Source organism: Bacillus sp. A01H, from assembly GCF_045277205.1.
Lineage (GTDB): Bacteria > Bacillota > Bacilli > Bacillales > Bacillaceae_G > Bacillus_A > Bacillus_A paranthracis.
Window position 1 is genome coordinate 134,157 of record NZ_CP117703.1, and the last position, 12,389, is coordinate 146,545.

Sequence of the window (12,389 nt, forward strand, 5' to 3'; positions counted from 1 at the left end):
AAAAGCGATTCGGAAACTCATTTTTGTAGGCTTCCTTCTTTGTCTATTGTATGTTTTTCTTTTCATTCTCAAAATTTATAATAAGACAAAAAAGAAAAAACGCAATCTTTATGAAAGCGTCTCTTCTTTATATATAAACTTACAAACAACGGAAAGGAATTTACATCCACTTGTATCTTAGCACACATTCTCATCGACGAATATTGAGAAATTTCTACATGTATGATAGATACATAGGACTAAGGTATTTCATTCGTTTACTTTTACAATTACCAATTGAATGATCGCCCTTTCAACAAAAGTTACTGCAACAACGCGCAATGAAAAGAGACTGTGCACCAAGACAAATGGAAGATACCGTATTATATTTCATGCTCCAAACAAAGTAAAAGAATCCTATCATAAAGAAGGATTCTTTTACTAGGTATTCTGTTGACAAATGAGCAATCCACGGGAATTGATTCTCTCAATACTCAATTCCTTTTTATGTTATACCAAAGCAGACATAGTATTCAAGTACGAGTACAGCATTTTGAAAGTGTAGCATGAAATCTATTCCTCATCTCTGTACATAATGCTTCCATTTCTTGTTCTTGTTCGTTGACACTCCTACGACTTTAGCTAACTTGTATACGACACGCTATCAGGTTCTGTACAAAATAGGAAATCCAGGAACTGCAGTAAACCATATAGATTTTCTTTTTCAAACGTCCCTTCTTAAATAGCAGACAAAAAGGTGATTCTCGAATGGGAATCACCTTTTTTGTTACGAAATAAAATAAAATAGAATGATACCGTTTATTCTACATATAAACCAATTGCGGCAACAATCGCTTCCGAAGCGTATTCCCATTTTCCATCTGTTAAAGCGCCTAATTGTTGGCCAATTTGTGATAGAAGATCTGGTGTAATCGGAACGCCAAAATATTGAGCAACGATTGCACCGATAGGTGCTGTAATTTTTGTCCATCCACCACGATCAATTTTAATTTCTAAATTTTTGATTACCCCATCTTCTTTTACAAAGCGATAATAGACTTGATCATCTAAACGAAAACTTAAATGATGTGAAATTTGACCATTTACGACAGTTTGATTGCCTAGTTTCGAAATGTACGCTGGTTTCACATTAAATTCATGGTCAAATACTTTTAATTTTTTAATTTCAGGTCCTAACAAAGCAGCTTGAACCGCCTTATCAAGGTTATTCATAGGAATAGCATCTAGATTTTTCGTTTGTTCAATAAATTGGGGTGAGAATACATGAGATGCTTGTACGACTTGTTGCGTGGTCGTTTCTTTTTCTGCAGCAAATACGGATGTGGATGAGCCTGTTACTAACAACATTGCCGCTAAAGCTGTAGCACTGATTACCTTATACCGTTTCATACGTATATTCCTCCTCTTTTCCCTTTTTATTTGCGAAACGTGTCAAATCATGTCATACGAAAGGGTTGGAAACATCATATCACAACAAGAAATAAATTAAAAGGAAATATTCTGAAATTTTAAAATTTATTTTTCGGACGCGATAAGAAAGTATTTTTAATGTTTGACTCTCTCATTCTTTTCCACAGGAGATTTTGTCTTCATATAGAATTTGTACACCATATCAATTTCTAAGGAGTGATTCTCATTGACAGAAACATTATGTATAGAAGAATTAAACGCGTTTTTGCCATTAGCTTCTTTAGAAGCTCTCCCTGCAGAAGAACAAAAAATGCGTCTTCAATATTGGAAAGAACATTTCACCAACAAAGAAATTACCGCGGGTTTAGGCACGTATAATAGTAAACTATACGAATTGTACAAAAAACATGAAATTCCACTGCAAGGAACAGCGCATCTACAGCGAAAAGGAAAAGAACGAACCCCATCCAAAGACGATACTCCTATTGCTTCACAACAGTCCAAGACTACTGAACCAGTCCAAACACAAACAAGTGCACCCACCATCCCAATGCAAGAGGTACCCGTGATTCCAAAATTCGAACCAACAACACTACCAGTAGAACCAATAGAATCCTTTCATATCCACTATACGGGATGCCAGTCTAAACAAAAAATCATCCACCAATTGCAAGTCCTTGCTACTTTGTTATAAGAGGCATCACATGAACAGTATCAATTCTCAATTCAAATTGATACGCTCTCTTTAAAATAACACAGAAAAAACTCTCTTATATTGTGATAAGAGAGTTTTTCGGATAAGTATGGCATAAAATATTTAATACATAGCAGAGAGTTGCTTAAGATAATTGTAACATGAAAAATACGAAAACGCCTTCGATTTTTTGTATCCTTCTGTATAAAATACCGTTTATCAGAGCATGTTATTATCCATCCATGATATGTATTCCATTCTGAGTAGCTAATAAATAGCTACTTTTTTAACCTCTTGCATAAAATTATTTACATGCAATTATTTGTATTGTTATCACGAACACAAGCTATATTAAAAGGATGAACACAAATGCAAAGAAACAAAGTCAAAACGTAGATTAAACAGCATTTAGTTATGCAAGAGGAATCTCGCACGATGACAGGACAAACTACATCAGCATTTAATCAATCTGTACAGCATGGTAAAATATTATCGTTTGTAGAATTTGGAACAATTAGAAAAACTCGTTTATACTTGCAAGAAGATTTAGAAGCGTACAAAGTACAGAAGAGAACACAGCGCTAGAACGAACAGATACTTCTTAAACTTCCCTCTCAAAACATAGTAAAAGCCCTCCCAGCCTACCAAGCACAAAGGACTTTTACAGGTTCTGGTGCAAAAAATCGAAATGATTTGAAAGTATGCTTTCAAACTAGACTATACTGGTACTACTACTAAAAAAAGGTGTATGACCAGTATGGAAAAAGAAAATATATTCAAATGGAAGCATTACCAGCCTGATATTATTTTGCTAACAGTACATTGGTACCTACGGTACAATTTAAGTCTTCGTGATTTAGTGGAAATGATGGAAGAACGAGGATTCTCCTTAGTCCATACAACCATTATGCGCTGGGTTCATCAATATGGACCAAAATCAAAGGAGAAAAGATGTACTTATATCATGTGATCGATTCCGAAGGAAACAAGATTGATTTTTATTTAAGTCGTAAATGAGATGCGAAGGCTGCCAAGCGTTTTCTAAAGAAAGCCTTGGCCTCTTGTCATGCCACAAAGCCTCGTTCGATAACTGCTGATGGAGATAAGGCCTATCCTGTTGCGATACGTGAACTAAAGGAAGAAAACTGTATACCACTTCGTGTGAAAAAATATTTAAGCAATATCATTGAGCAAGATCATCGATTTATCAAAAAACGGACAAACCCTCCAAGGGGAGAAGTCTGTCCAAAAGCAAATGTATCTTATCAATGAAATCTTTGGCTTAACAGCATAAAGTTCCATTCCGCTAGGAATCCTTTTCTTTTTTTCATATATAACTGTATTTGCACCAGACCCCTTCTCGACTTAATTGACATATCGTCCTAATTCTTGGTAAAAATTTTCTCTAGTTCCAAAATATACAAAGATAATGTGGTTGTCTTCCATATAGTACACATATGCTAAACGAATTCCAGTCCCTTGTATCGTCCAATCATACACTCTATACTCACTTAGATCACCTTTAAGTGTCTTACCGATACCTGGATTTTTTAAGATAATTTCCTTTTTATTTTCATATTCATCTACAAGCTTCTTTTGTCTTTTTTCTAACTTTTTAATCAGTTTCTCCATCTTTTTCGTCAAAGAAAATGTCAAGTCCATTAAAATCATCCTCCTTACCTACAGAACCTTCCATCTCTTTTTGGAATTGCTCAATCTTATAATCTAAAAACTGTTCGTATTCAGCAATTCTTTTTGATAGCTTCTCGGCAAGTTCGCCACCCTTATAGCCTCTGGCAATTAACTCAGAAACAATTTTTTGAATATCATCCTCATATACTGTTTGTTCTTTCTTAGATGGTTTTAAAAAAATCCCTTGAGGGGTAAGGATGGCATGGAGCGAATCCGTCATACCTAAATAATCATAATAATTTTTAGGAATGGTAATTTGTCTTTTTCCTGTAATTGTGATTTCTTTATTTTCGATGGACTCAAATTCTTTTTCAAAAAGGTTACCCATGTATATCACCTCACATAACGAATTCCTTGATAATCAAGGATATCTATATTTTAGCATGAGTAAAATTAAAATTCAAGGAACAGCATGGATAAAGGGTGCTTTTGCCCATCCCTTCTTTGAAATGGGGGAATAAGCAAATGAATATTGTATACTCCTTACGTTATAAAATCCTTACATTAAACTAAACAAGTAATACTGTTTGTAAAAGTCTATATTTGATGTCATTTAAACCATGGCCCCTTCATTGTAACAATCCAATCATCAGTTGGGATTTTTTGTATTATCCCCATACTAAAGTAGCTGTTTTCAAGTGGCAGAAACATCGCCTTACAAAAATGAAGCAAGGTGAGCTTTCAGATTTCCGTTCACAAAAGTTAGGCTTCATCTTCCAAGACTTTAATTTATTAGAAAACTTATCTATTTATGAAAACATCGCACTTCCACTTTCACTTCAAGGTGTTTCATCACGTAGGATTGGACCGAAGGTAGAAAAGGGAGCCGATATGTTCGGAATTTCAGCAATTCTACAAAAATATCCATCTGAAATATCTGGTGGGCAGAGACAATGTTCAGCAGCCGCAGGTGCGTTAGTGCATGAACCGGCCATTATTTTAGGGGACGAGCCTACAGGAGCTCTTGATTCTAAAAACGCAACTAGTTTACTGGATGCAATGACAAGCTTAAATGCAAAACAAGGTGTATCGATTATGATGGTTACGCATGATCCATATGGTGCAAGTTATTGTCAACGTATTTTATTCATTCAAGATGGAGAGCTATATAAAGAAATTCATCGCGGTGGTACACGTGACAAATTCTATAAAGAAATTTTAGACGTGCTTGCAGACTTAGGCACACAAAAAGCATAAAGTTACCTTACTTATGTTTATCGAAACAATCATAGTCGCATCTCTTGCAATCGGAATTGCAGTTGGTGTAGGACTTGCAGCAGGTATCGGTCAGTTATTAATGAATCAGTTGGATTTTTCTGGAGAAGGTTATAAAGCATTTTATATTCCATCTATGACTATTACTTGCATCTTCTTTTTTGTCTTATTTGGACTATCAGTTATCATGAATAGTATGAAATTGTCACGTATTTCTGTTTTGCAACTTGTACATGCAGATTCACAAACAGAGCGTGACGAGGTAAAAGAGAAAATGACAGCTGTAGTTGCATTCCTTGGTTTGCTTTTACTAGGCATTGGGTATAATATCACAGCTACAGTGGGTACATACATGCTATTTGGATCTCTTCTCCCCGTTATGATGGAGTAATAAAAAACATAGGGAAAAAGGGCTGAAAACTTTTACTTTTGCGCAATTAAACTTCCATATGAACAGTCTAACAAACGTGCTTGCAACGGTAGCAATCTTAGTAGCTCTCTTGGAGCTGGTGGAATTGCGTTCTTAGCAATGATGGCAAGCTGTCTGATGTTTAAAGTTTTGTCTGGTGCATCCAAAGATTGTACACGTTATCAAATGCTTCGTAAAATCGGTGTTCGCCGAGTGTTATTAACACAATCGATTTATAAAGAGTTATTCTTTGTATTCTTAGTCCCAGCAATTGTGGGTATTGTTCACGTATTAGTTGGGATGAATATGTTCAGCCCTCTTTTAATTGATCCGTATTTCCGTATATGGTTACCACTTGTTATTTTTGTAGTGATTTACTTGATCTATTACTTCATTACGGTTCAATTATATAAAAAATTGTACTTCCGAAAGAAGAGTAATGTAAATATGATTTATATGAAGTGTCAAAATAATCAGCCCTCATGTGTTGATTATTTTGAAGGAGGAAAAAAGAGCTAGAATTAAGAAAAGGACTCGCACTATGGTTAAACAATTGGTTCTTGTGCAAAAAAACTCAAATTGTATCATCTCTCTCAGAACAGATTATTTCAATAATTTGTTCTTTTTTGTTCGTAAAGACATGTGTAAGCAGGTTCATGCCAGATCCCTCACCAAAGGAAGAATAAGATGAAAAATAATTCTAAATATGCCCCTTTAATTACTTTCGCAATAAGAAAAAGGCTTCTTGTGCAAAGAAAGGATACGTTCCCAAGAAATAATGAGGATTCCTATTGGAATCCTTCAGAGTGATAAATATTTCCGTATTGATCTACAATGTTATATCGTTTAGCCCAACGATTTAGAGCATTTTGAACAGCTTTTACTATGAACGGTTTCCCATTTCTTTGTCCTTTTATTCGAACAAACAAGTATTTCTCTGGATTATTTTCTGCAGTTGACTGGTCTTTCGTTTACTTAATCATCGTTTGAATAATGGTTGCTACATCTTGATCAATGAGAACACGATGGTTCTTAACATTGGTTTTTGAAATGTCTCCTTGCAGATAATATTCTCCACTGCTATTAGTAATTAAGCAGTTATGGTAGCGAAGGTACAGTATATCGCTTATCTAACTCCGGCCCATATTGATGGACCCAACGCATAATCGTTGTATGAGCCAGGGGTTGTTCTCTTTCCTCCATCATTTCTATCAAATCAAGAAAAATGAGATTGTACCGTAGGTACCAACGCACAGTTAATAAAATACTATCCGACTGATAATGCTTCCGTTTAAAAGAATTTTCCATTTTTATACTAATCACACACCTTTTTAAGAATACTAGTATCAGTATGTCTAAGTTTGAGCGAGTATTTGCAAGTGTCCTGAAGTTTTCGCACTAGAAACTTAAAAAAATAACGAATGGAATTTCAATATATAATTGAAAGGATGTTGTCTGTTCGTTAAGGGCTTTTTTATTATTCCAATAAATTAAATAGTTATCTATAGTGTTTACTGTTGTTCAAAATAAAAACAAAGAAAGGTGAAAATCAAATGAAGAAAAAATATGTAGAGTTTTTTCATTATTAGATATTTGTTTTAAAATTCAAAATAGTTTAAACGCATTTATAGCATATGATTATAGTTTGAGCAGTTATGAATAATTACTGTAACTCATTGTGCGCCGAAAAAACGCAGTTTGGTTGTTGTGAACTGCATTTTCATTTATAATTGACTATTTTTTAATAGGGATATGCAAACCTGTAACAAAAGAAATAAGAAGAGGAGTCAGACAGATGAAAAAAAAATTATATACAAGCCTGTTAGTAGCGACCGTTATGACAAGTAGTTTAGGAACAACAAATGTATTCGCTGCACCCATGTTTTACCCCGATCAAGTAACATCTACGAAAAATGTGGATACCAGCCAATTCTCTAGCTCTTTACGAAAATTAGGAGAACAAGCCACATTATTACAAGCCTATGCACTTATTATAGAAAATCAACCTGCATTTAACCTTCCGCAGATTCCTAGTTTACAAGATATACATCAATTGATTCAAGCAGACATGAACGAATGGCGCAAAGAAATTTTTAACAAACGTTTATTACACATAAATGAAAATAATCGAAATTTCGTTAATACTTTTAATGGATATGTAGAGCAAGAAAATCTAGGAGGAATTCCAAAAAGATTAGGCAGTAGACTGATAGATCAACAAAGAGCTATACAGCAAACCCTCAATGAGTTAGAGGATTTAAAAAACTCCTTAGACAAACATAAAGATGGTTTGACAAAGCGTATTCAAGAAACTAATACGTTTTTTAATGGAGGGTCTGGCCGAATTGCAAAATTGAAAGAAGAGATTGCAACGATCCAAGCAGGTATGCAAAAAGATTTAGATGCAATTAGTTCTGTGCCTGGAATACTAGTCAATTCTGGAACAAGCATAGGTGCTGCAGTATGGAAATTGTTGTACCCGATGGCTAAAGGAGAAACTCAGGCTGCATTAGAAAATTTGGCGGCAGCAACTAAAAAATTAGAGGACGCAAAAAAAGCGGCTATAGAAAAAGCCAAAAAAGATGGAGGCGAAAGTATCGACATTGAACAAATTATAAAGGAAGTAGAAGCGAATTTCGCTAAGACTCCAGATGGGATAGAGCTTAAAGCTGCGGCTCTTAAAACATATGATTTTATGGATAAAATTGATATCGATCAAATAAAAAAAATCATAGACGGGGAAGCCGCAGGTAATGCTGCCCTTGAAAAACAGAAAGAGGCTATTGTAAGTTTAGCAGAAAAAAACAATCAACTATATGCAGCAACTCGAGATTTACAAACAGCTGATATTCAGGCACTACAACTTCTTTTGATTGAAAGTAAAGTAGATATATTTGCTGAACAAATTGATAGAGAAATGGACCTTTTGAAAAAACATCAAAAAGATTGGACGATAATCGAACAAACAATAAAAGAGTTACCTGAAAAACCGACATCTTCGGATCTGAAAACATTAAAATTACTATGTAAACAATTAGAAGACCAAATAAAAAGTTTCGACAATGCATTGAACGGATAACGAATAATATCACAATAACTAATCAATAAGGAGAGAGAATCATGAGGAAATATCCGTATAAAGTCTTAGCAATGGCGTCTTTATTAGCGATGACGACTGTTAATCTAGCACCACCTATTCAAGCTTTTGCGCAAGAGCAAACGATAAGCGAAAATCATAAACAAGGACAATGGAATCTAAATAAAGAAGATGCAGAAAATTTCAAAACAAACCTTACAGCTATGGACAGTTACTATGCTACCATGCAAGTCTATGCACAAAAAATCACTGCAGAAGCTGACATTAATTTAGATCAGGTAGATTTAGACGGCAAGGATAGCTCGTTAAAAAAAGACCTGCCTACTCACCAACAAGTGGCTCGAGAAAATGCGACATTTTGGAATCAAAATTTAAAAACACAGATGCTGAAAGTGAATCAGGGGATTATTAGTTATGATACCCAATTTCAGGAATATAGCAAAAGTTTAGAAAAGGCTATTGATGCCAACGATAAAGAGGCAATAAAACGAGTGATTGCAGATAGGCTCATGAAAAATGCAAAAAAACAACAAAGTGATGTTAACAATGTAATTACAAACTTAGAAAAATTTGACCTTAAATTAGGGCATGATATTCGAGCTTTTGATGCAGACGGAAAACGATTAATCGCAATTTTAGCCGGAAAAGATTCTCTCATAGAAGCACTTGGAAAACAAATTGACACGTATAACGCGACCATTGATCATAGCTTAAAATATTTAATTGGTGGCGCAGTAGGAATGGGTATTTCTTTGGGGATAGGTGGATTAGCGATTGGACTAGCCGTTCTCTCTGGAGGAACGCTAGTCCCTGTTATTTTAGGCGTGGGGGCAATCTCTATTTTAGCAGGCGCTGGATATGCAGCATATACAAACTATGACTCAATGAACACTGCGAAAGAAGGACTGAAACAGGCCTCTCAGCAGTTAGCAAATGCCAACGTAGCACTTGAAACTTTAAAGGGGGCGCAATCTTCTGTAGATAATTTGTATACAGCAGTTAAAGAAGCACGTGAAGCTTTAGGACATATATCTACCCAGTGGGGCACGACATATATGAAGTATGAAATATTACTAGACAATATAGATACAATGAGCCCAGAAGAATTAGAATTCATTAAAGAAGATTTAGCGGTTGCCAAAAAGAGTTGGATGGATTTAAGAACATGGGCAGAAAAAATCCAAGACCAACTATCCGGATTGACTACTATCCCAAAAACAGAAGAATAAACGATTCGGATACCATGAAATGGTAGATAAATGAATCCTACTTATATTTTCAACACCCCTATATTATTCCTTTTAAGTTATGACTTGAATGTAAACAAATGTAGGCAGAATGGATGTATAAAGGGAACTTGTAGAAAAAATAAAAAAGATTACTAGGGTTTCAAATCTAGTGCATATATTTGAAACTGACAAATATAAAACAGAAACCATCCGTGTTGTAACAGGTGGTTTCTGCTTTATAAAAAGATAGATGAATATGTAGGTGAAAATATGAACATACTATATTATCCCCAAAAAATACTCACAATACTAACGGCTGGAATTCTAACGGGTTATGCACTTTTTATACCTTCGGCGGAGGCACAAAGTATCCAAATTTCTACTCTCGACACAAATCAACAAGAAATATATTCTTTGCGCCCTTCGGAGTTTAAGTACGCACTAGGCCAAACTGATTCCAGCCTGCTTGTTATGCAATTATATGCCGAAAATATCCAAAAACAACCAGACATACATTTGGAAGGCATTCAAATGATACAGGATAACCTGCGCTCAGACATGATATGCCATCAAAAAATTGCAAAAGAAAACGCAAATGATTGGGAGAGAGTAGAAAAAACGATTTTAGAAGCTAGCCAAAATATTATTCAGTTTAATATTCAATTTCAATCACGATACGAACAGATATCTATGGCTATTCACCAGAAACAAACAGGGAAGCTACACTCTCATATACACGATTTATTTTATCTTATTTCGCAAAATAAAAGGAAATCAGATCAACTGATAAGCTTGCTCCAAGAATTTCAATCTAATATAGAAGCAGATGTCATGCATTTTAAAAAAGATGTGAATATGTTAATGCCTATTATAAATAGTGAAACTGGGTGGGTTTCAGATTTACAAAACCAAATTGATGTGAATCATGAGATTATCAAAAAAAATAAAGATATTCTTTGGGATTTAATATCTTCTGGTCGTGCGAATAAAGACAATCTTGCGGATGTAAGGACAAAGATTGCAGAGGCAGAGGCAAACATTCAAAAATTAAAAGCAAGTCTTTCAGGAATACAATCCGATGTTGCTATTTTGACAGACACTCAAAACAATATGACAGATATGGTAGAAGTAATCACCTCAGCGACACGAGCTCTTCAGCAACTCTCAACACAATGGAGTATTATTCAAATTAAATATGAAGCGGTATTGAACGCTATAGATGATATAGACCCTGAGATGTTTGATTGGATACAATCCGATTTGACGATTGCAAAAAAAGAATGGCAAGATCTTAACGAATATGTGGAACAATTACAGCAATTATATAAAAATGAACGTGGATAATTGAATGTAAAAACGAGTGTAGAAATTTTTGATATAAAATATACTATTGGGGGATGATATCACTATCCTCTAAATAAACCAACGATTTATCTCAATATATTATTGTTCGAGGTATGGTGTCTATGCATACTGTAAATAGATATATTTTATAGGGGTGAAAACATGAATAAGCGACGATTTACACACAAAATAGTAAGCCTATTTCTCATAGGATGTATGGGATTTTCTCTATTTATCCCTCAGTGTTACGCAACCACAATACCATCCCTAGGTCCAGCAGAACTAAAAGAATTTGCACAAAAAAATATATCGGGTGTGTTTATCATGGACTCATATGCTGAAAACATACAAAAGCAATCTACAGCAGATTTGAGTACTGTGAACCTAATAGAAAACGATTTCAAAACAAAGATAGTGCAGCATCATAATCAAGCAAAACAACATGCCATAGAATGGCAACAAGATATAAAGGTAAGCATGTTAGAAACCAATCAAACGATTACCCAATTTAACCATATATTTCAAGAGACTGCTGGGTTCTTAGCGGAGGCTATTGAAAAAAAAGATAAGGATAGAACAAAAACGCAGATCAAACAATTATATGAACAAGTAAGACGTAACAAACAAGAAGCCGATACAATGTTGGAGCGAATTCATAAATTTCAACTGAAATTAGATACAGATCAGCAAAACTTTAATGCAGATTTCATTGAGTTGGAGCCTACTTTAGCTAAAATAGAAATGGATATTCCAAGACTACAACAAAAAATTACGACTTTAAATGATGAAATTAACAAGCAAAGAGTTCAACTTCAACAAGGAGAAGCTCTTTGTTTAACAATCGTGGGGTGTGTTATAGGTGGACCCCTGATTGCGAAAGCAAAAATAATGATTATGGCTGCACAAGATGAAATTGACAAAGTAATGGGCAGTATATATGGTATAAAGCGAGAAATAGCGATTGTAACAGATGTTCAAAAGAAAACGCTTGATATGGCAGAGACAATCAAAGACGTGGTAAACGCTTTTCAGCAAATATCAACACAATGGAGTATTATTCAAGTTAAATATGAAACGATATTGAACTCTATAGATAATATAGAGTCTGAAATGTTTGAAGTGATGCAATCCGATCTTACTGTTGCCAAGAATGACTGGCAAGATCTTAGCGAATATGTGGAACGGTTATATAAGCTGTATACTACGGATTCATAATTCAAGGTGGCTCTGGTGCAAAAACTTCAGGCCCCTTGCAAATACTCGCTCAAACTTGGACATACTGATACTAGTATTCTTAAA

9 protein-coding genes and 4 pseudogenes are annotated in these 12,389 nt (G+C 34.7%); 9 read left to right on the top strand and 4 right to left on the bottom strand.

The window, feature by feature from the left end; all coding sequences use genetic code 11:
• Positions 1–798: 798 nt before the first annotated feature.
• Complete coding sequence (locus tag PSR14_RS30070; RefSeq protein ID WP_169509505.1) at positions 799–1,395, bottom strand: methyltransferase; 597 nt, start codon at positions 1,393–1,395, stop codon at positions 799–801.
• A gap of 241 nt (positions 1,396–1,636) precedes the next feature.
• On the opposite strand from PSR14_RS30070, the gene PSR14_RS30075 reads away from it, so the two are divergent.
• The 3 genes and pseudogenes from PSR14_RS30075 to PSR14_RS30085 all read left to right on the top strand — a co-directional run.
• The gene (locus PSR14_RS30075; RefSeq protein WP_270792790.1) at positions 1,637–2,104 is read left to right on the top strand and encodes a hypothetical protein; all 468 of its coding nucleotides are present in this window, start codon (positions 1,637–1,639) and stop codon (positions 2,102–2,104) included.
• Between the two features lie 435 nt (positions 2,105–2,539).
• Positions 2,540–2,689, top strand: coding sequence for a hypothetical protein (locus tag PSR14_RS30080; RefSeq protein ID WP_257147387.1), 150 nt, complete (start codon positions 2,540–2,542; stop codon positions 2,687–2,689).
• Positions 2,690–2,861: 172 nt separating this feature from the next.
• Positions 2,862–3,322: pseudogene (locus PSR14_RS30085) on the top strand (IS6 family transposase); the annotation flags it as partial.
• 147 nt (positions 3,323–3,469) lie between these two features.
• On the opposite strand, the gene PSR14_RS30090 reads toward PSR14_RS30085, so the two are convergent.
• Together PSR14_RS30090 and PSR14_RS30095 are read right to left on the bottom strand one after the other, a co-directional pair.
• Positions 3,470–3,766, bottom strand: coding sequence for a type II toxin-antitoxin system RelE/ParE family toxin (locus PSR14_RS30090; protein WP_098214336.1), 297 nt, complete (start codon positions 3,764–3,766; stop codon positions 3,470–3,472).
• Positions 3,720–4,124, bottom strand: coding sequence for a hypothetical protein (locus PSR14_RS30095; protein ID WP_098214337.1), 405 nt, complete (start codon positions 4,122–4,124; stop codon positions 3,720–3,722). The genes PSR14_RS30090 and PSR14_RS30095 overlap by 47 nt, the downstream gene beginning before the upstream one ends.
• A 326-nt stretch (positions 4,125–4,450) precedes the next feature.
• Between PSR14_RS30095 and PSR14_RS30100 the strand changes: the two are divergent.
• Positions 4,451–4,993: pseudogene (locus PSR14_RS30100) on the top strand (ABC transporter ATP-binding protein); the annotation flags it as partial.
• Positions 4,983–5,860, top strand: a pseudogene (locus PSR14_RS30105) (hypothetical protein); the annotation flags it as partial. The pseudogenes PSR14_RS30100 and PSR14_RS30105, both read left to right, overlap by 11 nt.
• A 682-nt stretch (positions 5,861–6,542) precedes the next feature.
• Here the strand turns inward: PSR14_RS30105 and PSR14_RS30110 are convergent.
• Positions 6,543–6,734, bottom strand: a pseudogene (locus tag PSR14_RS30110) (IS6 family transposase); the annotation flags it as partial.
• Between the two features lie 481 nt (positions 6,735–7,215).
• Between PSR14_RS30110 and PSR14_RS30115 the strand changes: the two are divergent.
• The 4 genes from PSR14_RS30115 (at position 7,216) to PSR14_RS30130 (ending at position 12,305) form a co-directional block, all read left to right on the top strand.
• The gene (locus PSR14_RS30115) at positions 7,216–8,499 is read left to right on the top strand and encodes an HBL/NHE enterotoxin family protein (RefSeq protein WP_098487610.1); all 1,284 of its coding nucleotides are present in this window, start codon (positions 7,216–7,218) and stop codon (positions 8,497–8,499) included.
• A 41-nt stretch (positions 8,500–8,540) separates the two neighbouring features.
• Positions 8,541–9,746, top strand: a complete 1,206-nt coding sequence (locus PSR14_RS30120) for an HBL/NHE enterotoxin family protein (protein ID WP_270792788.1) — start codon at positions 8,541–8,543, stop codon at positions 9,744–9,746.
• Between the two features lie 270 nt (positions 9,747–10,016).
• Positions 10,017–11,090, top strand: a complete 1,074-nt coding sequence (locus PSR14_RS30125; RefSeq protein ID WP_098214340.1) for an HBL/NHE enterotoxin family protein — start codon at positions 10,017–10,019, stop codon at positions 11,088–11,090.
• Positions 11,091–11,252: 162 nt separating this feature from the next.
• Entirely contained in the window at positions 11,253–12,305 is a 1,053-nt protein-coding gene (locus PSR14_RS30130; protein ID WP_098214341.1) for an HBL/NHE enterotoxin family protein, read from the top strand.
• Positions 12,306–12,389: the final 84 nt, after the last annotated feature.